The sequence below is a fragment of the Ramlibacter sp. AN1133 genome (assembly GCF_037890035.1).
In the GTDB taxonomy this organism is placed as follows: domain Bacteria; phylum Pseudomonadota; class Gammaproteobacteria; order Burkholderiales; family Burkholderiaceae_C; genus Ramlibacter.
This window is the reverse complement of sequence record NZ_JBBKTQ010000003.1, coordinates 201,887-227,010: the sequence shown is the minus strand read 5'-3', so window position 1 is coordinate 227,010 and position 25,124 is coordinate 201,887. Positions and strand designations below refer to the sequence as shown.

The 25,124-nt window shown below is 69.3% G+C and carries 23 protein-coding genes; 15 read left to right on the top strand and 8 right to left on the bottom strand.

Going from position 1 to position 25,124, the window contains the following annotated elements:
* Nucleotides 1-30 precede the first annotated feature (30 nt).
* The 5 genes from WG923_RS05670 to WG923_RS05650 form a co-directional block, all read right to left on the bottom strand.
* On the bottom strand, nucleotides 31-1,971 hold the full coding sequence (locus tag WG923_RS05670; protein ID WP_340349966.1) for a hybrid sensor histidine kinase/response regulator: 1,941 nt from the start codon (nucleotides 1,969-1,971) through the stop codon (nucleotides 31-33).
* Nucleotides 1,964-2,422 (bottom strand): response regulator, encoded by a 459-nt coding sequence (locus WG923_RS05665; protein WP_340349965.1) that lies wholly within the window; start codon nucleotides 2,420-2,422, stop codon nucleotides 1,964-1,966. Before WG923_RS05665 ends, WG923_RS05670 begins: the two co-directional genes overlap by 8 nt.
* Nucleotides 2,422-4,638, bottom strand: a complete 2,217-nt coding sequence (locus tag WG923_RS05660) for an ATP-binding protein (RefSeq protein WP_340349964.1) — start codon at nucleotides 4,636-4,638, stop codon at nucleotides 2,422-2,424. Before WG923_RS05660 ends, WG923_RS05665 begins: the two co-directional genes overlap by 1 nt.
* Entirely contained in the window at nucleotides 4,616-5,218 is a 603-nt protein-coding gene (locus WG923_RS05655) for a biliverdin-producing heme oxygenase (protein WP_340349963.1), read from the bottom strand. The genes WG923_RS05660 and WG923_RS05655 overlap by 23 nt, the downstream gene beginning before the upstream one ends.
* Before the next feature lie 191 nt (nucleotides 5,219-5,409).
* Complete coding sequence (locus WG923_RS05650) at nucleotides 5,410-5,724, bottom strand: DUF2917 domain-containing protein (protein WP_340349962.1); 315 nt, start codon at nucleotides 5,722-5,724, stop codon at nucleotides 5,410-5,412.
* A 75-nt stretch (nucleotides 5,725-5,799) separates the two neighbouring features.
* Here WG923_RS05650 and WG923_RS05645 point away from each other — a divergent pair, with 75 nt between their 5' ends.
* A complete protein-coding gene (locus tag WG923_RS05645) occupies nucleotides 5,800-6,798 on the top strand; it encodes a LysR substrate-binding domain-containing protein (protein WP_340349961.1) in 999 nt (332 codons plus the stop codon).
* On the opposite strand, the gene WG923_RS05640 is transcribed toward WG923_RS05645, so the two are convergent.
* Both WG923_RS05640 and ku read right to left on the bottom strand, forming a co-directional pair.
* The gene (locus WG923_RS05640) at nucleotides 6,746-7,420 is read right to left on the bottom strand and encodes a hypothetical protein (protein ID WP_340349960.1); all 675 of its coding nucleotides are present in this window, start codon (nucleotides 7,418-7,420) and stop codon (nucleotides 6,746-6,748) included. The two genes, WG923_RS05645 and WG923_RS05640, sit on opposite strands and share 53 nt — an antisense overlap.
* Nucleotides 7,421-7,446: 26 nt before the next feature.
* Entirely contained in the window at nucleotides 7,447-8,421 is a 975-nt protein-coding gene (gene ku / locus WG923_RS05635; protein WP_340349959.1) for a non-homologous end joining protein Ku, read from the bottom strand.
* 328 nt (nucleotides 8,422-8,749) lie between these two features.
* Between ku and WG923_RS05630 the strand changes: the two genes are divergently transcribed.
* The 13 genes from WG923_RS05630 to WG923_RS05570 all read left to right on the top strand — a co-directional run bounded on the left by WG923_RS05630 (nucleotide 8,750) and on the right by WG923_RS05570 (nucleotide 24,343).
* Nucleotides 8,750-9,382 (top strand): response regulator transcription factor, encoded by a 633-nt coding sequence (locus WG923_RS05630; RefSeq protein WP_340349958.1) that lies wholly within the window; start codon nucleotides 8,750-8,752, stop codon nucleotides 9,380-9,382.
* A 4-nt stretch (nucleotides 9,383-9,386) separates the two neighbouring features.
* Nucleotides 9,387-10,025, top strand: a complete 639-nt coding sequence (locus WG923_RS05625) for a response regulator transcription factor (RefSeq protein ID WP_340349957.1) — start codon at nucleotides 9,387-9,389, stop codon at nucleotides 10,023-10,025.
* A gap of 32 nt (nucleotides 10,026-10,057) precedes the next feature.
* Nucleotides 10,058-12,127, top strand: a complete 2,070-nt coding sequence (locus WG923_RS05620; RefSeq protein WP_340349956.1) for a multiheme c-type cytochrome — start codon at nucleotides 10,058-10,060, stop codon at nucleotides 12,125-12,127.
* A 139-nt stretch (nucleotides 12,128-12,266) separates the two neighbouring features.
* Nucleotides 12,267-12,596 (top strand): c-type cytochrome, encoded by a 330-nt coding sequence (locus WG923_RS05615; RefSeq protein WP_340349955.1) that lies wholly within the window; start codon nucleotides 12,267-12,269, stop codon nucleotides 12,594-12,596.
* Nucleotides 12,597-12,610: 14 nt separating this feature from the next.
* A complete protein-coding gene (locus WG923_RS05610) occupies nucleotides 12,611-13,234 on the top strand; it encodes a NapC/NirT family cytochrome c (RefSeq protein WP_340349954.1) in 624 nt (207 codons plus the stop codon).
* An 11-nt stretch (nucleotides 13,235-13,245) separates the two neighbouring features.
* Nucleotides 13,246-13,887 (top strand): NapC/NirT family cytochrome c, encoded by a 642-nt coding sequence (locus WG923_RS05605; protein WP_340349953.1) that lies wholly within the window; start codon nucleotides 13,246-13,248, stop codon nucleotides 13,885-13,887.
* Nucleotides 13,888-13,908: 21 nt separating this feature from the next.
* Nucleotides 13,909-14,157, top strand: coding sequence for a hypothetical protein (locus WG923_RS05600; protein ID WP_340349952.1), 249 nt, complete (start codon nucleotides 13,909-13,911; stop codon nucleotides 14,155-14,157).
* Nucleotides 14,158-14,410: 253 nt separating this feature from the next.
* Nucleotides 14,411-14,791 carry a ComEA family DNA-binding protein gene (locus WG923_RS05595; protein WP_340349951.1) on the top strand — a complete coding sequence of 127 codons (381 nt, stop codon included), beginning with the start codon at nucleotides 14,411-14,413 and terminating at the stop codon, nucleotides 14,789-14,791.
* 302 nt (nucleotides 14,792-15,093) lie between these two features.
* Nucleotides 15,094-17,799, top strand: a complete 2,706-nt coding sequence (locus WG923_RS05590; RefSeq protein WP_340349950.1) for an OmcA/MtrC family decaheme c-type cytochrome — start codon at nucleotides 15,094-15,096, stop codon at nucleotides 17,797-17,799.
* Between the two features lie 268 nt (nucleotides 17,800-18,067).
* Nucleotides 18,068-18,394, top strand: coding sequence for a c-type cytochrome (locus tag WG923_RS05585; protein WP_340349949.1), 327 nt, complete (start codon nucleotides 18,068-18,070; stop codon nucleotides 18,392-18,394).
* Nucleotides 18,395-18,624: 230 nt separating this feature from the next.
* Nucleotides 18,625-21,177: an OmcA/MtrC family decaheme c-type cytochrome gene (locus WG923_RS05580; protein WP_340349948.1), complete on the top strand. Its 2,553-nt coding sequence runs from the start codon at nucleotides 18,625-18,627 to the stop codon at nucleotides 21,175-21,177.
* A 32-nt stretch (nucleotides 21,178-21,209) separates the two neighbouring features.
* Entirely contained in the window at nucleotides 21,210-22,175 is a 966-nt protein-coding gene (locus WG923_RS05575; protein ID WP_340349947.1) for a DmsE family decaheme c-type cytochrome, read from the top strand.
* 17 nt (nucleotides 22,176-22,192) lie between these two features.
* Nucleotides 22,193-24,343, top strand: coding sequence for an MtrB/PioB family decaheme-associated outer membrane protein (locus tag WG923_RS05570; RefSeq protein ID WP_340349946.1), 2,151 nt, complete (start codon nucleotides 22,193-22,195; stop codon nucleotides 24,341-24,343).
* 40 nt (nucleotides 24,344-24,383) lie between these two features.
* Here the strand turns inward: WG923_RS05570 and WG923_RS05565 are convergent, their stop codons facing one another.
* Nucleotides 24,384-24,842: a hypothetical protein gene (locus WG923_RS05565; RefSeq protein ID WP_340349945.1), complete on the bottom strand. Its 459-nt coding sequence runs from the start codon at nucleotides 24,840-24,842 to the stop codon at nucleotides 24,384-24,386.
* Between the two features lie 60 nt (nucleotides 24,843-24,902).
* Between WG923_RS05565 and WG923_RS05560 the strand changes: the two genes are divergently transcribed.
* Nucleotides 24,903-25,118 carry a hypothetical protein gene (locus tag WG923_RS05560; protein WP_340349943.1) on the top strand — a complete coding sequence of 72 codons (216 nt, stop codon included), beginning with the start codon at nucleotides 24,903-24,905 and terminating at the stop codon, nucleotides 25,116-25,118.
* The last annotated feature ends 6 nt before the right edge of the window (nucleotides 25,119-25,124 follow it).

The window sequence follows — 25,124 nt, the reverse complement described above, 5'->3', positions numbered from 1 at the left end:
CATGGGCGCCCCGCCGCGCTTGCCGGCGCCCTACGCGGAGGCCGAGAGCAGCCCGCTGAGGCAGGCGTGCACCTGGGCCGGATCGGCCGGCTTGACCAGGTGGGCCGCGAAGCCGGCCTGCGAGGAACGCTGGCGGTCCTGGTCGCGCCCGTAGCCGCTGAGCGCCACGACGGGCAACTGGCCCGACAGGGCCCGGCCCACGTCGATGCCGCTGCCATCGGGCAGGCCGAGGTCGGTGAGCACGGCATCGAAGGTGCCGGCCCGCGCGACGCGCAGGGCGTCCGCGCAGGTGGCCACGTGCTCCACCACGTAGCCGTATTCCTCCAGGCACAGCGCCAGCACGGTGGCGGCATCGTGGTTGTCCTCCACCAGCAGCACCCGCTTGCGTTCGGAAGGCGCTGCCTCCAGGGCCGCGGCGGCCGCGGGTTCCTGCGCGGCGGCGGCGGCGCAGGGCAGGGTGATGGTGAAGGTGGCACCGCTGCCGCGGCCGTCGCTGCTGGCGCGGATGCCGCCGCCGTGCTGCGCCATCAGCCCCTGCGCGATGGCCAGCCCCAGCCCGAGGCCGCCGAAGTTGCGCGCCACGTCCGCATCGGCCTGCTCGAAGGGGCTGAAGATGCGGGCCAGCGCCTCGCCCGCGATGCCGATGCCCGAGTCGGTGCACGCCAGCCGGAATTCGCCGTCGCGGTTTTCGCTGTGCAGGCGCACGTGGCCGCCCGCCGGCGTGAACTTCAGCGCGTTGCGCACGATGTTCCACAGCACCTGCTGCATGCGGGCCTGGTCCGCCTCCACGAAGGGATCGCGCGCCTGGAGCACGAGCTGCAGTTCGATGCCCTTGTCGCGCAGCGTGTCGCTCACCATGCCGACCACCGCGTGCACCAGCTGGTGCATGTCGACGCGCTCCTTGTGCAGGCTCACCTTGCCGGCATGGATGGCCGTGAGGTCCAGCAGGTCGTCGATCAGGCGCGCCTCGAGCGCCACGTTGCGCCGGATCATCGGCAGCAGGTCGCGATGGCGCTCGTCGAGCTTCGCGGCCTTCTCCAGCACGTGGACGGCGGTGGTGATGGGGGCGAGCGGCGTGCGCAGCTCGTGCGACAGCACGGCCAGGAAGCGGTCCTTGGCCTGGTTGGCGCGGTCGGCTTCCTCCTTGGCGGCGCGCAGCGCCTCGCCCGCGAGATGGCGCTGGGTGCCGTCGTGCACCAGCTTGCAGAAGCCCGAGGGGCGGCCCTGGTCGTCCTCCAGCGCCGTCAGCACGCCCTCGGCCCACAGGCGCTGGCCGCCGCGCGCGACGAGCCAGCGGTTGTCGCTCGCGCGGCCCTGCGCGCGGGCGGCGTGCATCTCCGCCGCCAGGGCTTCCGCGGGGCCGTCCTCGGGGGCGAACAGGCGCTGCGCCGACTCGCCCAGCATCTCGCCGGCGGCATAGCCGAAGATCAGGCGGGCGCCGCGGTTCCAGAACTGGACGCGGCCCGTGTCGTCGAGCAGGATCACCGCGTAGTCCTGCAAGGCGTCGAGCACGCGCGCGAAGGTGCGGTCGGCCTGGCGCAGCTGGCGTTCGGCCCGCGTGCGCGCGCTGCGGTCCTCGGCCTCGCGCAGCGCGCGCCGCAGCACCGGCGCGAGCCGCGCCAGCCGGCTCTTGCTCACGTAGTCGGTGGCGCCCGTCTTGAGCAGTTCCACGGCATTGTCCTCGCCGATCACGCCCGACACGAAAATGAAGGGAATCTCCGGTGCGATCTCGTTGCGCTGCGCGAGCAGGTCCGCGCCGGTGAATCCCGGCAGCTCGAAGTCGGACAGCACGACGTCCCAGGCCTGGGTGCGCAGCGCCGCGAGGAACGCGGCCTCGTCGCGCAGCACCTGCAGCTGCACTTCGGGCCAGGTGCGTTCCAGCTCCACGCGCACCAGCTCGGCGTCGAGGCGCGAGTCCTCGACCAGCAGGGCACGCAGCGGACTGGCCACGCCGGCCACCCCCTCACTCATGGCGCCGCCTCGTGCGCAGCGAGCCCGGCGGCGGCTCGTTGAGCACCGCCCAGAAGATGCCGAGGTCCGCGATCGCCTCGACGAACTGCTTGAACTCCACGGGCTTGACCACGTAGGCGTTGACCCCGAGCTGGTAGCTGCGCAGCACGTCCGTTTCCTCGTGCGAGGAGGTGAGCATCACGACCGGGATGCTGCGCAGGGACTCCGTGGAGCGCACCGTCTGCAGCACCTCCAGCCCATTGACCTTGGGCAGCTTCAGGTCCAGCAGCACCACGGCGGGATTGCCTTCGGTGCGGGAGCCGTATTCGCCGGTGCGCGTGAGGTATTCGAGGGCCGCCTCGCCGTCGCGCACGATCACGACTTCGTTGGCGAGCTGGCTGCGCTCCAGCGCCACCAGGGTGAGTTCGAGGTCGCGGGGATCGTCCTCGACCAGCAGGATGGGTTTGAGCATCAGGCGGACTCCTCGTTGTCGGTTTGCGGGGGGACGGGCCCGGCGACGGCGGGCGGCGGCAGCACGAAGCCGAAGGTGGCGCCCTGGTCGGGTACGCCGCGCGCCCACACGATGCCGCCGTGGCGTTCGACGATGCGCTTGACGTTCGCCAGGCCGATGCCGGTGCCGTCGAAGTCCTCGGTGCGGTGCAGGCGCTGGAACACGCCGAACAGCTTGGCCACGTATTTCATGGGGAAGCCGACGCCGTTGTCGCTGATCTCCAGCCCGTGGCCCTCGGGCAGGGCGATGGCGGCGACGCGGATGCGCGCCGGATGGCGGCCGCGCGTGTACTTCACGGCGTTGGCCATGAGGTTGCGCACGGCCCCCTGCAGCAGCAGCGGGTCCGCCCACAGGCGCGGCAGCGGGCGGGCGATCTCCCATTCGATCGCCCGGCCCTTTTCCTGCTGGCCCAGTTCGTCCACCAGGTCCTCCACCAGCGCCATGGTGTCGATCCAGTGCGGCTTGAGCGCCGAGCGGCCCAGGCGGGAAAAGTCGAGCAAGGCGTCGACCAGCTTGCCGGCGTAGGCGGCGGCGTCCTTCACGTGCCGCAGGTAGCGCGTGGAGCGTTCGTCGAGCTTCTTCGCGTTGTCTTCCATCACGAGGTCGACGTAGCCGGCGATGTGGCGCATCGGCGCGCGCAGGTCGTGCGAGACGGTGTAGCTGAAGGCCTCCAGCTCCTTGTTCATGCGACCGAGCTCCACCGCGTGGCCGGCCAGTTCCTCAGCGCGCCGCAGCACCAGCGCCAGCAGGGCCTGCCGCAGCTCCGACACGGCCGATTGCTGCGCGACCTGCCAGGGCGCCGAGCGGCCCCGCACGCGCTCCTGCCAGCTCTGGAAACTCTGGCGCGGATGGATGCGGCCCTCGCCGGGCAGCTTCTGGCGCGGGTCGCCGGCCCACTGGATGGTCTGCACCAGCTCGGGCCGGAACCACATCACGACGTGGCGGTGCACTTGCGAGATCGAGATGGCGAGCACGCCGGCGCAGCCGGGCAGCAGGGCCTCTCCGTGCTCGTACAGTTCCGGCAGCCGGTCGGTGCAGAAGATCTCGCCGCCGCGCCCGGCGATCCAGTGCGCAAGCTGGCGCAAGGTGTCGGGGGGCGGCGTCTCGCCGATGGTCCAGGCGGAATCGTTCAGGACCACCGCGGCACCGGTCGCGTCGGCCAGCTGGTGCAGGGCCAGGTCGGGGTGGGTCAGGCGCTGCAGCGTGCCGTCCGTTTCGGCCATCATCGCCACCAGCGTCAGCACGCGCTGGTGCAGGGCCAGGCGCTGCGCGCCCTCGGCGTTGTCTTCCTGCGCCTGGATCTGCAGCGAGAGCAGCCGCCCCAGGTGCTCGCACGCCACGCGGGTCTGGAAGGGCAGGTGGCGCGCCTCGTGGTCGTGGCAGGAGATCAGGCCCCACAGGCGGCCGCGCGACACCACGGACACCGACATGGAGGCGATGGTGCCCATGTTGCGCATGTATTCCAGGTGCACGGGCGACACGCTGCGCAGGCTGGCGAAACTCAGGTCGAGCCCCGCGGGATCGGGCGCGCCGCCTGCCGCAGCGAGCTGCACCGGCTCGTAGTTCGCGTCCGGGATCAGGCGGATGTGGTTGGCCAGGTAGAGGGCGCGCGCCTGCGCCGGCACGTCGGTGGCGGGGAAGCGGTGGCCGGCGTAGGAGGCGTAGCCGGGATCGAGCCGCTCCGCGAGCACCTCGCCGTGGCCGTCGGCGTCGAAGCGGTACACCAGGCAGCGGCCGAAGCCGGTGAGGCGCTTCATCTCGCGCGCCACCATCTCGCACAGCGTGGCGATGGAATCCGCGCGCTGCACCTGCGGCAGCAGGTCGCGCGCCACCGAGTAGATCGGTGCGTGCAGGCCGGAGGCGGGGCCCGCCGGCTCGTATTCGACGATCACGAACTCGCCCTGCCGGTGCGCGGCGACGTCGAAGCTGCTGCCGCCCAGGGCCAGCGTTCCCAGCCAGGCGGGGCCGTGGCCGGCCTGCAGCGGGCCGCTGTCGATCGGCAGCCGGGCGATCGCGTCCTTCGCTTCCTCCTCGGAGGCCCAGTTGGCGCTGCACGCCAGCAGGCGGCCGTCGCCGGCGGCGACCACGGCCATGCGCCCGTGCGGCTGGATCGCGCCCGGCGTGCGGATCGGTTCGGTCGCGCATTGCGCGAGGTCAGGCAAGGGGAGGGCGCTCATGCAATGCGATTTCGAGATGAAGGGCCAGCGCGTCGAAGGTGGCGCAGGCGCCTTCGCACGCCTGCACGAGGATGTGGGGATCGGCGAGCTGCTGGTCCAGCAGCGTGCGCACCTCTTTCCACATCGCGCCGGTGGCGGTGCCCCAGCCATGGAAGTAGGCCGCGCCGCGGTCGGGCCGCAGGCCGGCGTCGGCGAGGCTGCGGGTGATCGCCTGGCCACCGAGCGCGGAGCCTTCGATCACGTAGACCGATCCCCACGCGGCGCCCGCGGTGGCGAACGGCGACATCGCCCCGGGATGCGCGCCGGCCGCGAGTCCGAGCACGCGCAGGTCCTGCTGCAGGAAGGGGCGGCGCGAACGCTGCCGCAGCCACGCGTGCCACGCCGGCGGAAGGGCCGGCGTGACGCACGGTTCCCAGGCGGCGAGGAAGCCATCGAGCACCTGCAGCACGCGAGCGTACCGGCGCGCGTCGCGCAGGCGGCGCAGGTCGATGAGGCGATCGAGGCGCTCGTGGTGCGCGCGGGTGGCGGCGCGCAGGGCGGGCAGGCAGCCCGCGGCAGGCAGGGACGGAACGGCTGGCAACAACTTCGGCGACGGGATCTGGCGATTCGGGGGTGCGACGATCGTGTCATCAACCTGCCGAGCCGGGTGTAGGACAAAGCCTCACGTCGCGCAGAGGTATGTGCATTGCATGTGCGCGCATGTGCGTGCGTGTATGCATGCCAACACCTGCCGATCCGGTGCGCCCGTGCGGGCGGCCGGAAGGGGAAGATTCAGCCCGCGGCGCGCGTGGCGGTCCAGACGCCGGGCGAGGCGATGGCCGTGGACCTGTTCCTCGAGATCCTGTGGCGCACGTTGCGCAGCGGCGCGCCGGCCAGCGCGAACGTGGACGGCTCGAAGGCGTAGATCAACAGACGGCGCGGCGCCTCGGCCTCGAAGCTGTCGCCCGGCTGCAGGACCACGTCGCGCGGGTCGTGGTCGAGCGTGAGCCAGAGGCTTCCGGCCGTGCACAGGATGCGCACGCCGGCCGCGTCGGTGATCTCGAACAACTGCCGGGCGGGCAGGGTGATGGTGGGGACGGCTTGCATCGCGGGGGCTCCTTCGCATGCGATTGGAGAATCAATATACTGGCCGGCCCCCACGAGGAGAAACGGTGGATTTGCATGGAACGCATGCATCCTGGGAATGCGAAAAGTGCGCCGGCGCCGCGCTCGCGCCAGTTGCGGCTGGACCTGCTGCACACCTTCGAGGCGGCGGTGCGGCATCTGAGCTTCACCCGCGCCGGCGATGAACTCGCACTGTCGCAGTCGGCCGTCAGCCGGCAGATCCAGCAGCTCGAGGACAGCGTCGGTGCGGCGCTGTTCGAGCGCCGCCACCGGGCGCTGGTGCTCACCGAGGCCGGGCGCATCCTGCACCGCGCGGTGGAGGACAGCCTCGAGCGCCTGCGCGATGCGGCCGCGCGCGTGCGCGGCACCGCCGCGCGCCAGCAGCTCACCGTGACGTGCACGCCGGGCTTCGCTTCCTTCTGGCTGATCCCGCGGCTGGTGCGCTTCACCGCGGCGCACCCCGACGTGGACGTGCGCATCTCCGCCACGCTGGAACTGGTGGACCTGGAGCGCGGCAACGTCGACGTCGCCGTGCGCTTCGTGCCGGGCTCGCAGGGCCACGGGCCGCTGCTGTTCGAGGAGGAAGTGCAGCCCATGTGCGCGCCGGCGCTGCTGCGCGATGCGCGCCGGCCGCTGAAGACGCCGGCCGACCTGGAGCGCCACACGCTGCTGGCGGTGGAGATGCACGACGCACCGCTGACCGCCGAATGGGAGCCGTGGCTGGAACTCATGGGCCTGTCGGCCGTGCGCATGTCGCACACGCTGCGCTTCACGCGCTACGGCGAGGCGGTGGCGGCCGCCGTCGCGGGGCAGGGTGTCGTGATCGGCCGCCTGCCGCTGCTGGCGGACCTGGTGCGCGAGAAGAAGCTGGTGGCCCCGTTCCGCAGTCCGGCGGCCTCGCGCCGCGGCTATTTCGTGACGCTGGCGCCGTATGCGGCGCGCCACCCGAGCGCGCAGGCGTTCGCCGACTGGGTGCTCGCCGAGGCGCGGCAGCTCGCGCCGGCTAGCGGGCAGCAGCCGGCGCCGCCGGCGGCGCCGAGGCCACCGGCTCGCTGAGCGGGGGCGACCAGCCCTGGCCGGGCGTGTAGCGCGCGACCTGCTCCTCGGTCGGCGCGAAGCCGCTCGTCCAGCGTGCCGTCACGTTGCCTTGCGCATCCATCGCCAGGCGGGGGGCATCGTCGTCGCGGGCCGCGCCTTCGACATGCGGGCGCGGCAGCGCCCCCGGCAGCACGTCCGGCGCGGTCCAGCCGGAGGCCGCATCGAAGCGGCTGAAGCGCAGGCTCTCGATGGTGCCGACCGTGTGGCGCCACACGGCCATGGCGACGCCGCGCCCGTTGCTCGCGAGCTGCGGGTCGCTCGCCTGGCCGTAGATGTCTTCCAGCGCGCGCGCCTCGCCCCAGCCCCCGGGCCGGGCGAAAGCGCAGGCGACGACGTGGCCGTCCTGCACCCACGCGGCCAGCGCCGTTTCGTCGCCGGAGCGCACGAGCTGCGCTGTCGTGCCGGCGGGCGCGGGCGGTGGCGGGATGGCTTGCCCGTGCGCATCGGTCAGGCCCGGCGCGGTGGGCGCCGGCTGGTGGCCATACCCTCCGAGCACGGCGGTGTTGCCGGGTGCCGGCCGGTCGCGGCAGCCCGCCAGGGCGAGCCCGGCCACCACCAGCAGGGTGGCAGCACTGCGCATGCACTTCATCGCGAACCCCCGGGCGGTCAACCGCTCTTGCGCCGCGTCGTGGCGGGCTTCACGCTCGCACGCGCCGTGGGGGTGGTCTTGCGGGCAGCCGCCTTGCGGACGGGAGCCGCTTCGTCGTTGGCCGCCTGCTCGCGCTTGGCCGCGCTCTTCCTTGCCGCCGGGGCGGCCGCGGCGCTCGCCGCGGGCGCATTGCCCTTGAGGCTGCGGCGCAGCAGTTCGGTCAGGTCGATGATCTCGGCTCTGGCCGCCGGCACGTCCTCGCCGGGCAGCGGCGCCACCTGGTGCAGGCCGCCTTCGCGCTGCTTTTGCTCGACCAGCTCCATCAGCTTCTCGCGGAACTCGTCGTGGAACAGGTCCGGCTGCCAGTCGCCCGCCATCGCTTCGACCAGCTGTTCCGCCATCTTCAGTTCGGCGGCGCTGACCGTCACGTCGTCGCCCGGCCAGGCGAGGCCGGCGACATCGCGCACTTCGTCGGACCAGCGCAGCAGGTTGAGCACCAGCCCCTTGCCCTGCGGAATGAGCGCCGCGAGGTGCTGCTTCGTGGAGATCACCACCCGGGCGATGCCCACCTTGTTCGTGCGCGCCAGCGTCTCGCGCAGCAACGCGAAGGGCTTCTGGCCGCCCTTGCCGCCCGGGCTGACGTAGTACGGCTTGTTGAAGAAGACGGCGGGGATCTGCTCGCGCTCGACGAAGGCCTCGATCGAGATCGTCTGCGTTGACTTGGGCAGGGCGGCCTTGATCTCATCGGGCGTGAGCACGACGAACTGGTCCTTCTCGACCTCGAAGCCCTTGACGACCTCCTCGCGCGGCATGGCTTCGCCGGAGGACTTGTCCACCTGCTGGTTGCCCACGCGGGTCATGGTGGACTTGTTCAGCAGGTTGAACTTCATGCGGTTTTCCGCCGTCGCCGAGTGCAGGGTGACGGGAATGTGCACGAGGCCGAAACTGATGGCGCCCTTCCACAGGGTGCGCGAACTGGTGGGTGCGGGCATGGCGGTTCCTTGATCCGGGAATCGTGGGCAAGCCGGCCCGCGCCGGCTGTAGGACGTGGCAGGCAGAGCATGCAGGGCGCGGCGGCGAACGCCGGGCCCGCGGCCGTTGCCAGGGCACGACAGCGCGCCGCGCCAGTCGCGCGCAGGCGTCATCGGTGGACCCTTCCCCCGCGGGCGACATTTCGGTTGATTCACGTCAAGTCGCGAAATGTCGCTTGCGAGGACGATGCGCTCATTCTGAGGGAAAACCCGGGCGAGGCAACAAGAGCGGAACACGCCGCCACACACATGCCGACCCCGGCTCGGGGCTGAAATGAAAATAGAAGTGATGCTCGCTGACGGCCATCCGGTCGTTCGCTGCGGGCTGCGCCGCATGATCGAGGGCACGCACGACCTGGTGGTCGGTGCGGAGACCGGCAATGGCCATGCCGCCCTGGAGCTGCTGCGCTCGCGGGCGTGGGGCCTCGCCGTGCTCGACCTCTGGATTCCCGGGCGCAGCGGGCTCGAACTGATCAAGCTGATCAAGGCCGAGCTGCCGCGCCTGCCCATCCTGGTGTTCAGCGCCCAGAGCGAGGAGCACTACGCGCTGCGCGCGATCCGCGCCGGCGCCAGCGGCTACCTGGCCAAGGACGCCGATCCCGAGACGATCCTGTCGGCCATGCGCAGCATCGCCTCGGGCGGCGTGCATTTCACGCAGGAGGTCGCCGCGCTGCTGTCGATCGACCCCTCGCGCCGCGCCGACGCGCCGCCGCACACGCTGCTGACCGACCGCGAATACGGAATCTTCGACCGCATCGTGCGCGGCCACGCGCTGACCGAGATCGCCGACGACCTGTCGCTGAGCATCAAGACGATCAGCACGCACAAGTCGCACATCCTCGACAAGCTGAACCTGCACGGGCATGTCGACCTGGTGCGCTATGCGATCGAGCACAAGCTGCTCGATCCGACCCTGGAGTAGCCGCGTGCGCATCGAAGTCCTGCTTGCCAATGAACACCCGGTGGTCCGCGCCGGCCTGCGCGCGCTGGTCGCCTGCAGCGAGGACCTGGCCGTGGCCGGCGAGGCCGCGGACGGCCGCGACACCCTCGACATGGTGCGCGTGCGCGACTGGGGCCTGGTCATGCTGGACCTCACCATGCCGGGGCGCAGCGGGCTCGAGTTGATCAAGTTGATCAAGGCGGAACGGCCGCGGCTGCCGGTGCTGGTGTTCAGCGCGCAAAGGGAGGAGCTCTATGCGCTGCGCGCGATCCGCGCCGGCGCGCTCGGCTACCTGTCGCTGCGGGCCGACCCCGACACCGTGATCTGCGCGATGCGGCGGGCCGCGGCGGGCCGCATCTTCGTGAGCCCCGAGGTCACCGAGCTGCTGGCGAGCCATTCGGGCGACGCGCTGCCGCACGACCGGCTCACCGACCGCGAGTACTGCATCTTCAGCCGCATCGTGCACGGCGCGTCGCTGAGCGACATCGCCGACGAACTCTCGCTGAGCATCAAGACCGTCAGCACGCACAAGTCCCACATCCTCGACAAGATGACCCTCGCGGGGCAGGTCGAACTGGTGCGCTATGCGATCGAGCACAAGCTGCTCGGAACGGTCAGCGAATAGACATGGCAATTCTCATCAAGTCAGGAACGACTATGCAACATGCGGGCTTACTAGCACGCCTGCGCCGGGCCGCGGTCACCGCGGGCCTCGTTTTCGCCAGCCTGGGTCTCGCCGGGCTGGCGGGCAACGCCGCGGCGCAGGCCGACGCGCCGGCGGCAGCCAAGGCGAAGATCGACAACGCGACCTGCCTGTCCTGCCACGACGGCCAGAAGGGCAAGCTCGAGGTTCCCACGGCCGCCGGCAAGCCGCGCGCGCTCAATCCGGTCGACCTCGTGAAGTTCCAGAAGGGCGTGCACTCGCAGATGGAATGCGTGGCCTGCCACGCCGACATCAAGGACAACGCCGAGAAGGGCAACGTCCACCAGAAGGACCCCGCCCAGCCGCTGGCCAAGGTGGACTGCGCGACCTGCCACCAGGAACTGTGGGACCAGACGGTCAAGCGCGGGCGCGCCGAGGAGCGGCCCCGCCTGAAGGTGGTGGCGACCAACATCGAGAACTACAAGAAGTCGTTCCACGCCCGGCCCAACCCGGACGACAAGACGAAGCCGAACGCCACGTGCTCGGACTGCCACGACACGCACAGCTTCGCCGTGCCGGTGAACAAGGCGTCGCCCGAGAACACGCAGTGGCGCCTGGGCATCTCCGCGCGCTGCGGCAGCTGCCACACCGACCAGCTCGAGACCTACCAGCAGTCGGTGCACGGCAAGGAGAACGGCAAGAAGATGCTGGCCGACGCGGCGACGTGCTCGGACTGCCATAGCGCGCACAAGGTGGCCAACACCTCCAGCGACCCGTTCAAGCTCGTGGCCACCGCCAACTGCGGCAGCTGCCACGCCAAGCAGTACGCGTCGTACAAGGAGACCTTCCACGGCGCGGTGAGCACGCTGGGCTATGCCTACACCGCCAAGTGCTTCGACTGCCACGGCAGCCACGACATCGCGCGGGTGACGGATAAGGCCTCCAAGGTCCACATGGACAACCGGCTGGAGACCTGCGGCACCTGCCACAACGCCAAGAAGGGCCTGTCGCCCGTCTCCAAGGGCTTCGTGAGCTTCCAGCCGCACGCCGAGCCGGGCAACTTCAAGAAGTACCCCGAGGTCTCGTTCGCGTCCCTGGGCATGACCGGGCTGCTGCTCGGCACCTTCGCCTTCTTCTGGCTGCACACCATCCTGTGGTTCGTGCGCGAGTGGAAGGAGCGCAAGGCGCGCGGCGGCGGCGACCTGCACGTGCGCATCGACGAGATCCCGCCGGCCGTGCGCGGCAAGCACTTCCAGCGCTTCACGCCGACCTGGCGCATCGCGCACCTGTGCTTCGCGATCAGCCTGATGGTGCTCGCCACCACCGGCATGCCGCTGTTCTATCCCGACACGCCGTGGGCGCCCGCGATCATGAAGATGTTCGGCGGCCCGAAGGTGACGGGCCTTGTCCACCGCACCGCCGCGGTCGTCTTCGTGGCGATCTTCATGTGGCACCTGTTCTACGTGGTGTACCGGCTCGGGCGCAACTGGCGCAGCTGGAAGATCTTCGGCCCCTATTCGATGGTGCCGAACCTGAAGGACCTCGAGGACGTGATCGGCATGTTCAAGTGGTTCCTGGGCCAGGGCCCGCGTCCGAAGATCGACCGCTGGGCGTACTGGGAGAAGTTCGACTACTGGGCACCCTTCTGGGGCGTGACGATCATCGGCGTGAGCGGCCTGATGCTGTGGCTGCCGAGCCTGTTCGGCACCTTCCTGCCCGGCTGGGTCTTCAACGTGGCGACCATCTTCCACGGCGAGGAAGCCTTCCTGGCGGTGGTGTTCCTGTTCACGGTGCACTTCTTCAACAACCACTTCCGGCCGGACAAGTTCCCGGTGGACGTGATCATGTTCACCGGCAGCATGTCGCTGGACGACTTCAAGAAGGAGCACCCGCTGGAGTACGAGCGCATGGTGCAGACGGGCGAACTGGGCAAGCACCTGGTCGACCCGCCCTCGAAGCTGAAGGTGAAGTTGTCGCGCCTGCTCGGTTTCACGCTGATCCTGATCGGCCTCGCCATCCTCACCCTGGTGGCCATCGGATTCTTCACCTCGGGCGCCCCGGCGCCGAGCGGCATCACGGTCTAAGAACAACAAGGCTTTACGGTCAAGGCAGGGGGCGGCCCTGCCGCCGCCGGCACCCGCCACGAGGCGCGTGCCGGCGTCGCGCCTTGTGGCTCCGAAGTCATGGAGGCGCACTGGTTCTTCAACGGAGAGGAGACGCTTCATGAACTTCCGGACTTCCCTGGCCATGGCCTGCGGGCTGATGACTGCACTCGCGGCGCAGGCCGCACCCGATGCCGACGCCGCCCAGGCGCTCATGCGCAAGAGCGACTGCTTCAAGTGCCACGCGGTGGACAAGAAGAAGGACGGCCCGCCGTTCAAGGAAGTGGCGAAGAAGTACAAGGGCAAGGCCGAGGCCGAGGACAAGCTCGTCAAGCACATCACGACCAGTCCCACCGTGGAGATCGACGGCAAGAAGGAAGAACACCGCGCGATCAAGACGAAGGACGCCGGCGAGATCAAGAACGTCGTCCAGTGGATCCTGTCGCTCTAGCGACGGGACGCGCCATGCGAAACGGAGCACTCGCCCGCCTGGCCCGCTGGGCCGCGGGCAAGCGGGCGTTCGTCGTCCTGCTTGCCGGCGTCGCGATGGGGTTCGCCGCACTCAGCGTGTTCGGCACCACCATGATCTACACGAGCACGGAACCGTTCTGCGCCACCAGCTGCCACGAGATGGCGAACAACTCCAACCTGGAGTTCGTCGGCTCGGTGCACGACCGCAACCGCACCGGCGTGCGCGCGACCTGCGTGGACTGCCACGTGCCGCACGCGCCGATCCCGCTGTACATCGCCAAGATGGGCGCGCTCAACGACCTCTGGAGCCACCACGTGAGCCACACGGTGGACACGAAGGAGAAGTTCGAGGCGCAGCGGCAGAAGATGGCGCAGCGCGTGTGGACGTACATGAAGGGCAACGACTCGCGCGAGTGCCGCCACTGCCACAACGCGGCCAACATGGATCCCGAGCGCCAGTCGCCGCAGTCCGTCGCGCGGCACGAGAAAGCCAGGCGCGAGAAGATGACCTGCATCGACTGCCACTTCGGCATCACCCACACGGTGCCCGAGGGCGGCCCCGGCCCGCAGGAGCTGGAGGTCGACCGCAGCCTGATCCCGCGCAGCGCGATCTTCTAGGAGGAGCCGACATGATGAAGATCTTTCGCGGGATCGGCGCCCCCGTTGCCGGCGCCTGGAGGCGGGCCCGCGGCTGGGGCGCGGGGCCCGGCAGCCTGGCCGTGCTGCTGGCCGGCATGGCGCTCGGCGCGGTGGCGTTTGCCGCCGGCGGCTCGTTCATGGTGTACGCCAACTCGGAGTCGTTCTGCGCCACCTCGTGCCACGAGATGAACCAGCTGCAGAAGGAGCACAAGGGGAGCGTCCACGACATGAACCGCAGCGGGGTGCGCGCCACCTGCAACGACTGCCACGTCCCGCACGAGTACATCCCCAACTACCTCGCGAAGCTGGGGCTGGCCTCGGACGTGTGGGGCCATTTCGTCACGCGCTCCATTTCGACGCCGGAGAAGTTCGAGGCCAAGCGCTACGAGCTCGCGCGGCGCGTGTGGGTGTACATGAAGGAGAACGACTCGCGCGAGTGCCGGCACTGCCACACGACGTCGAAGATGGATCCGGACAAGCAGAGCGAGAAGGCCATGCGCCGCCACGAGAAGGGCCGCGCGGCAGGGCAGACGTGCATCGAGTGCCACTTCGCGATGACGCACAAGGAGCCGGACGGCCCGGGCCCGCAGGAGCTGTTCTCGAAAGAGCCCGTCAAGCAGGTGGCGCGCTGAACCCGCAGGAAAGGAAGGCCCATGCTCATCGAATGCTACGAATGCAAGGCGAAGATCAGCGACACGGCGGCCAGCTGCCCGCATTGCGGCGCCGTGCCGCTCGACCCGGTGCACACGCTGCCGGTGTTCGTGTCGGACCTGAACATGAAGTTCGGAACCATGTTCTGGTTCATGATCAAGGCGGCCGTGGCGGCGGTGCCCGCCGCGGTCGTCCTCTACACGGCAGCAACCGTGATCGGCGGCTTGATCACCCCATTGTTGAGACCCTGATGCGCGATTGACCGAGTGCTTTGCTCGGGATGTGGGCTTTATGCCGCGCGCCGTGCGAGTGCCGCACGGCGCGCATTCGCGCAATGTTGATGCACGTCACGTTCCAGGGGGGGCAGGCGCGAATCGCTCGCATCCACCGAGTGCATCCGGGTCGTTTTCGCTCTCGGACGATTCCTAGGGGAACTTTGAAGCGACTCCGATACCTGCGCGTACCCCGCGTCACGAGAATTCCCAGCAACGTGGGAAGTACCAAATGAAGCACCGCATCATCGAAACCGTCGTCCTGGCCCTGGGACTGTGGCTGTTCGCCGGCCTGGCCCTGGCTGCCGACGTGCAGCCCCAGAAGGGCAAGCAGGCGAGTGCCGCCCATGCCGACAAGAAGGCTGCAAAGAAGAAGCCGGCCGCGCCCCAGCCCGTGCTGGTGGACATCAACAGCGCGAGCAAGGAAGAACTCAAGAAACTGCCCGGCATCGGCGATGCCGAGGCGGACAAGATCATCGCGGGCAGGCCGTTCCTTTCCAAGGCGCATCTGCAGACCCGCAACATCGTTTCCCCCATGGCCTACCAGGGCCTCCGAGAACTGGTCGTCGCAAGGCAGAAGGACGCCAGGTTCGGCAAGGTCGCCGGCAAGTGATCCGGGGAAACAGGGTCGAAGAAAGACGAAACATGCAGTTTTGGTCCGGCTCGACGAAGGTCCTGTCGCAGGGCAGCTTAGTTAGCAAGGTGGCATCCACCAAGGAGGGTATGGTGCATATCGATACGAGTAGGTTGAAGAGACTGTCACGGTTCGTGGCAGTCGCCGCGACCGCAGCGCTGTTGCTGCATGGTTGCGGTGGGGGCTCGGATGGAGCTCCCGGCCCGGCCGGCCCAGCGGGCCCCGCCGGCCCGGCAGGGACGCCGACCCCCGCAGGCACGAGCGCCACGAGCATCTCCACGATGACTCCCGCGCAGATTGCCGCGACGGAATTCAACGCGACGATCACCAGCGTGACCATCGCCAGCCCGCCGGTGGTGAACTTCAAGGTCACCGACGGCAATGGCACGCCTCTGGCCGGCCTGGGTCTGCAGACCAAGTCCGCGACCGGCGCGCCGCGCTACCAGAACATCGCGTTCACCCTGGCGAAACTGGTTCCCGGCGCGGCCGGTGCCACGGCCGCCAACCCCGGCCCGAGCAAGTGGGTCAGCTACATCGTGACGACCGTGCCGACCGGAACGGCGACCGCGACCGCGACCCGCCCGACCAGCGACAACAACGGCACGCTGGTGGACAACGGCGACGGTACCTACAAGTACACGTTCTTCCGTGACATCACCAAGGCCAAGGACGTTGTTGCCGCCAGTCCGCTCAAGACCGGCGAAGTTGCTGCCGATCTCGGTGACCTGACGTACGACCCGAACGCGGTGCACCGCCTCGTGCTGCAGATCTCCGGCAACGTGCCGGGAACCGGCACCAACACGAAGGATGAAGTCCAGGTCGTTCCGGGCGTGCCCCTGAGCAGGCCGAACAACGCGGTCTTCGACTTCATTCCGGCGACCGGCAAGGTGCTCACCGCCGCCGACCCGGGCCAACGCCTGATCGTCGACAAGCTCACCTGCAACGAATGCCACGGCAAGCTTGGTGGCATTCCCGGCACGGACAGCCAGAGCTTCCACGGCGGCAGCCGCTATGACCCGCGGTTCTGCGTGACCTGCCACACCGACCAGCGCAAGTTCGGCCAGGCCCGCGCCGTGTCGGACCCCGCCACCAACGCATTCCCGGCGCTGAAGAAGAACGCCACCACCGGCAGGTTTGAACCGTCGACCAACGTCGCGGACGGCGTGACGATCGGTGACTTCCCGGTCCTGATCCACCGCGTGCACAAGGGTGAACTGCTGGTCAAGAAGAACTACAACTACGCTGACGTGCTGCTGAACGAGACGCTCTACCCGCAGGACATCCGCAACTGCAGCAAGTGCCACGACAGCACCGCGCCCAAGGTCGCCCCGCAAGCGGCGAACTTCAAGACCGTGCCGAGCCGCCTCGCCTGCGGCGCATGCCACGACGGCATCAACTGGGCCAACGGCCAAGGCGTGACCAACGCGGCGAACAGCCAGGCCGAGATCACCGGCACGGCAGCCGTCGCCACCGGCCACATCGGCGGTGCCCAGGCGGACGACACCAAGTGCGCCCTGTGCCACGACGCGACCTCGATCGAGAAGGTCTACCACCTGGCCGTCACCCCGCCGAACCCCTTGAACGCGCTCGCCAAGACCGGCGGCAACAACAACACGAACGCCGCGTGGATCGCTTCCAAGGTGGACAACCTGCCGGCCGGCGCGATCAAGGTGACGTACGAGATCGCCAGTGTCTCGCGCAACGCCAGCAAGCAGCCGGTGATCGTGTTCAAGATGCTGCAAAACGGCGTCGCGGTCCCGTTCAAGACGTTCAATCCGGCGCTGGATCCCGACCCGGTGAAGAACCGTGCGGCCCAGGAAATGTGGGACAACTTCATGGGTTCGCCCAGTGCCTACTTCGTGTTCGCGGTTCCCCAGGACAACACCACCGTCCCGACGGACTTCAACGCCACGGCCTCGGGCTACCTGAGGAGCATCTGGAACGGCAGCATCCCGGCCCCGGCCAAGGCTGGAGACGCGTCGAGAGGTACCATGACCGGCCCTGACAGCAGCGGCAACTACACGGTCACCCTGACCGACGTCACCATTCCCGACAACGCGGTGATGCTCACGGGCGGGATCGGCTACACCTACGGCCTGAAGGCAACCATGCCGCTCACGCAGATCAACCTGACCGACAACTCGCTGTCCGACCCGAACCGCAAGGCTCGCTTCGCGACCAAGGCCGCGAGCGCGACGGACCTGACAGCCGGCATGCCGAACAAGGAGGGTGGCCTCATCGTCATCGCCCCGGACGTGCAGAAGGTGGCGACCGGTTACACGGCCCGCCGTCCGATCGTCGAAGACAAGCGCTGCAACGCCTGCCACGAGGAACTCGGTGCCTTCACGATCGAGTCCTTCCACGCCGGCCAGCGCAACGACGGCACGACCTGCTCGTGGTGCCACACCCCGAACAGGACGAGCAGTGGCTGGTCCGCGGACTCTACGTCCTTCGTGCACGCGATCCACGCGGGCAGCAAGCGCGAGAATCCGTTCACCTGGCACGCCTCGACGACCGATCATTCCTACGGGAACATCGGTTACCCCGGCGTCCTGAACCGGTGCGAAACCTGCCACCTGCCTGGAACGTACGACTTCAGCAACGCGACCTCGGCCGCGCAGGCTGGGGGCCGCCTGTTCCGGACCGTCGCGACGGGTACCGTGGTGACCGGCACTGCGACCGCGCTGACGAAGTTCGCGACCTCGCCGTATGTCACGGCAGACGTCAACTACGGCTCGGGCTTCAGCTTCAGTGTTCTGACCGCCTTCCCGGGAACAACCCCGGCGGCCGGCACGACGCTGGTGAGCTCGCCGAGTGCGGCCGTGTGCTTCTCCTGCCATGACACCACGGCGGCAAAGGCGCACATGGAGTCCAACGGCGGCTCGATCTATCAGCCGCGCTCGACGGCCATCGGCAAGGTCGAAACCTGCGAGGTGTGCCACGCCTCCGGCAAGATCGCCGACATCAAGGCGGTGCACTCGAAGTAACGCGGCACGATGGTGATCGCGTGGCAGGGGCCGGCCTGGCCGGCTCCTGCAACCCACGACCCGAGGGCGGAAACGCCCTCGGGTTTTTTCTCTCCGCCGTTCGTCCTGCCCCGTTTGCAGGCATGTGTGGCCATCGCGCCACCTAACGTAAAACGCGCATGCGCAAAAGCGCCCCCCGCCTCGCCGGTTGACATTTGTCAACGCGTTGCCAGTGGCCACGGAGCACGATGAACCCCATAGCTCGACACAGTTTTCACCAGGAGCAAATGTGAAAGTCCTTACCCTGATCTCCACTGCCATCGCCGCCGCTGCTTTCGCCATGCCGGCCGCCGCCCAGGACGCCGATGCCGCCCAGAAGCTGCTGAAGGCCGAGAACTGCACCAAGTGCCACTCCGTCGACAAGTCGAAGAAGGGCCCGGCCTACCAGAAGGTCGCCGCCAAGTACAAGGGCAAGGCCGACGCCGAAGCCAAGCTGACCGAGTTCCTGACCAAGAGCCCGAAGGTCAAGCTCGATGACGGCTCGGAAGAAGAGCACAAGGCCATCAAGGACCAGAAGGCCATGGCCAACCTGATCAAGTGGGTCCTCGCGCAGTAAGCGGGCGATCGAGCCAGCTGCACGCCCCAGGGCGCCACCCGCCGCCGCTGCCGCTTCCGCGAGGAACGCGCGGCGGGGCAGGGTGAGGCAGGCTCAAGACAGGCACGCACCGGCCGCACGTTGACGGCACCGGCGTCCGACGAGTCAACAGGTTTCAAAAGAGGGGGTCCTGCGGGGCCATTGGAGGCGGTATGCTGAATTCATTCGCGCGGTACGGGAAAGGGGCCATCGTGGCCCTTTCCGTCCTGCTGGCTGCATGCGGAGGGGGCGGAGGCGGCAGCGATGTCGTGGTGCCTGCACCCGCGCCCGGCGGCTCCGCCAACCAGGCCGTGTCGCAGGCGCTCGCCAGCGCCGCCGCGGTCTCCGCCAACGACACCGCCACCAACACGTCCTCCAGCTTCACGGTGCTGCAGTCCGCCGGCGTTGCCGCCGTGACGATCAACAGCCCCCCGAAGGTCAACTTCGCCGTCTTCTCCGATGGCAAGCTGGTGCAGAACCTCGCCCTCGCCAACGTCCGCTTCGCGCTCGCGAAGCTGGTGCCCGGCACCGACGGCGAGCCGGACCAGTGGGTCAGCTACGTCTACCGCAAGGAAACGCCGAAAGCCAACGTCGGCCCCAACAACCTGGCCGTCGTGCCGGCGGGGACGATGCAGGCCACCACGGATCCGCAGCCCGCCGCCTCCGCCGCCACGCAGCTGGTGCGCAACGCGGAAGGCTATTACACCTACACGTTCAGCACGGACGTGAAGGACCCCGCCAAGACCAATGGCGTCGTCTTCGAGCCCGGCCGCACGCACCGCGTCGCGATCCAGCTTTCGTACAGGAACGCCGCCGGCGAGACGGTGCTGGTCAACCCGTACTTCGACTTCACCGTCGACGCCAACGGCAACTCGGTGCCCGTCACCGACCCGGCGCTCACCCGCAAGATGACCGACGTGAGCTCGTGCAACACCTGCCACGAGAAGCTCGCGCTGCACGGCGGCGGCCGCGTCGACACGCAGTTCTGCGTGATGTGCCACAACCCCGGCACGCGCGACGCCAACAGCGGCGAGGTGCTGACGCTGTCCACCATGGTCCACAAGCTCCACGCCGGCAAGCTGCTGAAGGCGCGCGGCGAGGACTACACGATCTGGGGCTACAACGACACCAAGGTCAGCTTCGCCGAAGTCGGCTTCCCGCAGGACCTGCGCAACTGCACCAAGTGCCACACCGGCGCCAATCCCGCCACGCCGCAGGGCGACAACTGGAAGTCCCGCGCCAGCCGCGAAGCCTGCCTGACCTGCCACGACAGCCGTCCCGGCTCGGACTGGTTCACCCAGCACACCTTCTTCAACCAGAACCGCGACCCGAACGCCACGGCCACCTTGCTGAAGAACGCCGAATGCGTGCGCTGCCACGCCCCCGGCGGCGGCATCTCGCCCGAGCGCGTGCACTTCAACCAGAATGAAGAGAACGCGGCGAAGTACAAGATGAACATCGAGGCCGCCTCGTACGACGCAGTCACGAACAAGGTCACGGTCAAGTACTTCCTGTCCGACCCGACCAACGGCGACGCCGCCTACAACCTGGTGACGAGCGAGTGCACGGGCACCCCGGTCGCCTGCGCCGGCACCACGAAGTTCGGCAACCTGCGCTTCCTCGTGGCGTGGGGCAGCCTCGCCGGCCAGCCTGCCGGCACGACCGAGTTCACCAGCAACAACAACGGCGGCAGCGCCTCCGTGTTCGCCTACACCGGCACCAACGACGGCAGCAACCACTACACCGCCACCGTCACGCTGCCGGTCAACTCGCCCACGCACGTGGTCTCCGGCACCGCCCGCGTGGTCTCGATCGGCCAGATCAAGGAGCCCAAGCTCGTGATCCAGACCGTCGCCGAGCCGCGTCCGGAAGCGACGCCGCGGACCCTGGTGAACGTGGTGGTGCAGCACACCTTCAAGGAGTTCGCCCTCAGCGGCAGCACCGTGCAGGCACGCCGCACCGTCGTCTCCAACGACAAGTGCAACGTCTGCCACGCCGCCCTGGGCACCACCTCCGGCGCGAATACGCTGGCCGAGGCCTTCCACGGCGGCGCCCGCAACACGGTCGAGGCCTGCGTGATCTGCCACGACCCGCTGCGGATGTCGTCGACGATCATGACCAACGGCACGTCCTTCAACGAGTCGTACCAGTTCAAGCGGATGATCCACGGCATCCACGGCAGCTCGCAGCGCACCTTCCCGTTCACCCACGGCAACGTGGTGGTGGGGACGTTCGACAAGTCGGGCGCGCTGACGGCGCAGGGCTCCTTCGCCGCCGACCAGAAGGTCACGATCGGCACGACGCCGACGGTGGTCATCACCGCGGGCACCGCCGTGCCGGCCGGCACGACGCTGCAGGGCATCGCCGACATGATCACCGCCGCGGCGCGCGCCAGGGGCTACACCGGAGCGGCGATCGCGCCGGCGGAGAACTATGCCGCCGAAGTCGCCTGGCCGGGCGTGGGCATCAACTGCAACGTCTGCCACGTCGACAACTCGTACAAGCTGGACAAGGGCACCGTCGGCGCCGTGATCCAGAAGCCCGCCGGCGTGACCGATCCGCTCGACTGGCTGGTGATCTCGCCGAAGGCCGCTTCATGCACCGGCTGCCACGACTCGCCGAAGGCCCTGGGCCACGTGACGAGCTTCGGCAACGCCACCTTCGGCGGCAAGCAGTCCGCGTCCCTCGCGACCACGGAGACCTGCATGGATTGCCACGCGAGCGGCATGTTCAAGGGTGTGGACATCGTCCACGGTCAAAAGTAAGAACCAACCGGCCGAGAAGAAAAATGATGCGAATGCGCACGGTACTGGCAGCCCTGCTGCTTTGCGTGGGAGGGTGGGCCACCCCGGCCGCCCTCGCCGGGGTGGACGCCGAGGCGTCGAAGGCGTGCGTGGAATGCCACGACTCCGAGGACCTCGCGGACTCCAGTCGGCACGCGCACTCGCATCCCACCGACGCGCGCACCCCCGGGTGCACGACGTGCCACGGGTCCAGCGTCCCGCACATGAAGAACCCGGAGAAGCTGAAGGAGCGGCCGCGCCCGGACGTCACGTACGGCAAGAAGTCGCCGTCGCCGGTGGCGGCGCGCAACGCCGCCTGCACCAGCTGCCACAGCAAGGATGCCAAGCGCATGCTCTGGGCCGGCAGCCAGCACGAGGCGGCCGAGCTCGCCTGCACCAACTGCCACCAGAACCACACCAACACCGACAAGGCGCTTGCCCGCGCCACCGAGACGCAGCTGTGCTACGGCTGCCACAAGGAGCAGCGCACGCAGCTCGCGCGGCCCTCGCACCATCCGATCCCGGAAGGCAAGATGGCCTGCCGCGACTGCCACAACGTCCACGGCTCCGCCGGCCCCAAGCTGGCGAAGAAGGACAGCACCAACGACACCTGCTACAGCTGCCACGCCGAAAAGCGCGGCCCCTTCGTGCACCCGCACGAGCCCGCCACGCAGGATTGCGCGAGCTGCCACAACCCGCACGGCAGCACCACGGCCGCGATGCTCAAGGCACGCCCGCCCATGTTGTGCATGCAGTGCCACACGCCCCACGTCGCCGGCGGCGTCGGCGCGGTGGGTGGCCAGCCGGGCGTGTTCACCGCCCCGCGCCCGGGCGTTCCGCCCACGGTGGGTGCGAACACCGGCGGCCGCAACGTCGTGAACATGTGGCAGGCCCGCGCCTGCACCAACTGCCACACGCAGACCCACGGGTCGAACAACCCGGCGGTGACGAATCCCACGCCGCAATTCCTGTTCCGCTGAGCGAAGAAAGAACAACGATGCTTTCCCTCTGCCGACCCGCCGGACACTGCCGGCCCACCGCGCTCGCCCTGGCCCTCTTCGCCGCGTTCGCGCCGGCCTGGAGCCTCGCCGCCGACCCCGTCACCGAATCCTCCGTCAGCGTGGGTGCCGGCATCGTCGACGGCAGCCGCTCCGACCGCACGCAATTCGACCAGTACAGCGGGCTGCGCCCGAGCCAGCACGTCTTCGGCCTGTTCGGCCTGGACTACTACCGCCGCAACGACGACACCGGCGTCGCGGTCCGGTTCGCGGCCAGCGACCTGCTCACCAACAACCGCGAGTTCGGCCTGCGCTGGGCGCGCCAGGGCGACTGGGGCTTCGTCGCCGACTACGGCGAACTCGCGCGCCGCGAAACGGTGATCTTCAACAGCGGCATCACCGGCGCGGATGTGGACCTGCGCACCAAGCGCGAGGGACTGGGCGTCGGCTTCACCAAGGTGATCTCGCCGCGCCTGCAGTTCGAGCTGGGCGGCCGCACCGAGCACAAGACCGGTTCGCGCCTGTTCGGGGTCGGCTTCGCCTGCCCCTCCGCCGAGGCCATCACCTGCACCGGCACCAACGGCATCCAGGTCGGTTCGGCCGTGCTGTTCGCCCCGGAGCCGATCGACTCCGACCACCACCAGGTGGACGCGCGGCTGTCCTATGCGGCGCAGAAGCTGCGCCTGAGCCTGGGCTACTACGGTTCGTTCTACCAGAACCAGTTCGGCAGCCTGCGTCCCGGCGTCCCGGGCACGCTCCTGAACCCCGTCGGCACGCCGCTGCCCCCGAGCGCGGGCCTGGCTTCGATCCTGGGCAACCCGGTGGCGTTGCCGCCGGACAACCAGTCGCACCAGGTGGACCTCACCGGCGCTTACCTGTACAACGCCAGGTCCACGGTCAACTTCAAGCTGTCGCGCGCGCGCGCCACGCAGACCGACAACTTCCTCGCCGCCGGCCTGCCGGGCGCGCCCGCGGGCGTGAGCGACCTGGGCGGCCGCGTGGTGACCACGCGGGCGCAGGTCGGCTTCAGCACGCGTCCGCTGGCCAAGCTGTCGGTGCAGGGCCACGTGCGCTACGAGGACCGCGACGACGAAACCCCGCTGGCCCTCTACAACGTCGAGGCCGGCACCTTCTACACCAACCGGCAGCTGCCTTACCGCACCACCAGCGGCAAGTTGCAGGCGAACTACCAGTTCAGCCCCGCCTGGCGCGGCACGCTGGGCTTCGGCCGCGACCTGATCGACCGCGGCGTGTTCACGCCTTCCAGCGCCACGGCCGGCGTGACGGCGGAGCGCCAGAAGACGGCCGAGAACACGTACCGCGCCGAACTGCGCCGCCAGATGACCGAGGACCTCAGCGGCGCGCTGGCCCTGGAGCACAGCGACCGCAGCGGCTCCAACTGGCTGCGTGACAACAGCGGCCTGGGCGTGACCGAGGTGCCCGACGCGACCGCGCCCGGCATCGGCTTCGACCGCGGCATCTTCATGCCGACGCTGGCCGACCGGCGCCGCGACAAGGTGCGCCTGCTGGCCGACTGGCAGCCGCTCGAGGCGCTCTCGGTGCAGGCGGCGCTCGACGTCGGCATCGACCGCTACCAGGCCCCCGGCGTGTACGGCGTGCGCGACACCGGGATGCGGCAGGCCACGGTCGATTTCACCTACGCCGTCACGGACAACTGGAGCGTCAACGGCTTCTTCGCGCACGGCAACCAGACCGTCGACCAGGGCCGCCCCGACCAGGCCTTCCTCGCCTTCAAGAACCGCGAGAGCAACGTGGGACTCGGCGTGACGGGCAAGGCGACGAGCAAGCTGGAAGTCGGCGCGAACCTGTCGTACCTGCAGGACCGCTCGACCTTCGCGCAGCGGCTGGACTCCACCGCGTCCGCAGCCGACACGGCGCTGCTCGCGGCCAGCGGCGGCCTGCCGCCCATCACCTTCCGCCAGAGCGTGCTGCGGCTGTCCGGCAAGTACACGCTGGACAAGAAGTCCTTCGTGCGCGCGGAATTCGCCCACTACCGCACCCACTGGGACGACTGGGCCTGGGGCTTCAACGGCACGCCCTTCGTGTTCGCGGACGGCACCGTCGGCACCCGCACGCTCGCGCAGCACGTGAACGTGCTGCGGGTGGTCTACACCTACAGCTGGAAATAGGGCGCGGCCCGCGGATGCGGGCTGCCTCCGGCCGCCCCCTCTAAGGGCAATAGAGCAGCGCGCCCTGCTGCGTGCACAGCCCGCGCGGCCCGATGAGGCCGGGCGGCAGCTGCTGCAGGTGCGTGCCGTCGCTGGACCAGCAGCCGCCGGCATCGCACAGGGCCGGCGCGCTCGGTCGCTGGATCGCCACCGGCGGCGGCGCGGGCACCGGGACCGGCAGCGGCGCCGCCTGCGCCGGCAGGTCGATCTGCGGCGGCGGAACGACGACGGGCGCCTGCAGCACGCGCCCCGGCCGCGTGGGCGGCGCGCCGCTGCCCAGGCAGGTGGCGGCAGCGGCGGAGCGCAGCGCTTCCACGGTCGCCGTGTTCGCCTGCTGCTGGCGCGCCGCCTGCAGTTGCGCGAGCGCGCTGCCGCAAGCCTCGGACTTCAGCGGATCCTGCTGCGCCGCGCAGGGCAGGGCCGCGAACAGCAGGGGCAGGAGGGCGCGGGCGATCTTCATGGGGCGCTTCGCGGGCTTGTCCGACAGGGGACGCAGCGCGTCATCGGCACATTGTGGCGCATGAAGTCCCGCGATACCCGCTCGAGCCGCGCCAAGCGCGGGGAGCGTCCCACCTCCTCGGTGCCGGCCCAGCCGGACCATGGCGAGAACTCCGCCAGCACGATCGTCGAGGCGCCCCAGCCGCCGCGGCGCGACCGGCTGGATGCGCATGATTTCGCCGATGGCGGCGGCAGCGGCGGGGCCGAGGCCTTCAGCCGCCGCCGCACCCGGCCCTGAGCGAGC

What these genes read in the sequence shown, in the direction of transcription:
- WG923_RS05560 (WP_340349943.1), top strand. Translation starts at nt 24,903, where the DNA reads ATGAAGTCCCGCGATACCCGCTCGAGCCGCGCCAAGCGCGGGGAGCGT.
- WG923_RS05595 (WP_340349951.1), top strand. Translation starts at nt 14,411, where the DNA reads ATGAAGCACCGCATCATCGAAACCGTCGTCCTGGCCCTGGGACTGTGG.
- WG923_RS05670 (WP_340349966.1), bottom strand. Translation starts at nt 1,971, where the DNA reads ATGAGTGAGGGGGTGGCCGGCGTGGCCAGTCCGCTGCGTGCCCTGCTG.
- ku (WP_340349959.1), bottom strand. Translation starts at nt 8,421, where the DNA reads ATGCCCGCACCCACCAGTTCGCGCACCCTGTGGAAGGGCGCCATCAGT.
- WG923_RS05605 (WP_340349953.1), top strand. Translation starts at nt 13,246, where the DNA reads ATGATGAAGATCTTTCGCGGGATCGGCGCCCCCGTTGCCGGCGCCTGG.
- WG923_RS05645 (WP_340349961.1), top strand. Translation starts at nt 5,800, where the DNA reads ATGGAACGCATGCATCCTGGGAATGCGAAAAGTGCGCCGGCGCCGCGC.
- WG923_RS05650 (WP_340349962.1), bottom strand. Translation starts at nt 5,724, where the DNA reads ATGCAAGCCGTCCCCACCATCACCCTGCCCGCCCGGCAGTTGTTCGAG.
- WG923_RS05610 (WP_340349954.1), top strand. Translation starts at nt 12,611, where the DNA reads ATGCGAAACGGAGCACTCGCCCGCCTGGCCCGCTGGGCCGCGGGCAAG.
- WG923_RS05660 (WP_340349964.1), bottom strand. Translation starts at nt 4,638, where the DNA reads ATGAGCGCCCTCCCCTTGCCTGACCTCGCGCAATGCGCGACCGAACCG.
- WG923_RS05570 (WP_340349946.1), top strand. Translation starts at nt 22,193, where the DNA reads ATGCTTTCCCTCTGCCGACCCGCCGGACACTGCCGGCCCACCGCGCTC.
- WG923_RS05630 (WP_340349958.1), top strand. Translation starts at nt 8,750, where the DNA reads ATGCTCGCTGACGGCCATCCGGTCGTTCGCTGCGGGCTGCGCCGCATG.
- WG923_RS05640 (WP_340349960.1), bottom strand. Translation starts at nt 7,420, where the DNA reads ATGCGCAGTGCTGCCACCCTGCTGGTGGTGGCCGGGCTCGCCCTGGCG.
- WG923_RS05575 (WP_340349947.1), top strand. Translation starts at nt 21,210, where the DNA reads ATGCGCACGGTACTGGCAGCCCTGCTGCTTTGCGTGGGAGGGTGGGCC.
- WG923_RS05620 (WP_340349956.1), top strand. Translation starts at nt 10,058, where the DNA reads ATGCAACATGCGGGCTTACTAGCACGCCTGCGCCGGGCCGCGGTCACC.
- WG923_RS05615 (WP_340349955.1), top strand. Translation starts at nt 12,267, where the DNA reads ATGAACTTCCGGACTTCCCTGGCCATGGCCTGCGGGCTGATGACTGCA.
- WG923_RS05665 (WP_340349965.1), bottom strand. Translation starts at nt 2,422, where the DNA reads ATGCTCAAACCCATCCTGCTGGTCGAGGACGATCCCCGCGACCTCGAA.
- WG923_RS05590 (WP_340349950.1), top strand. Translation starts at nt 15,094, where the DNA reads ATGACTCCCGCGCAGATTGCCGCGACGGAATTCAACGCGACGATCACC.
- WG923_RS05565 (WP_340349945.1), bottom strand. Translation starts at nt 24,842, where the DNA reads ATGAAGATCGCCCGCGCCCTCCTGCCCCTGCTGTTCGCGGCCCTGCCC.
- WG923_RS05600 (WP_340349952.1), top strand. Translation starts at nt 13,909, where the DNA reads ATGCTCATCGAATGCTACGAATGCAAGGCGAAGATCAGCGACACGGCG.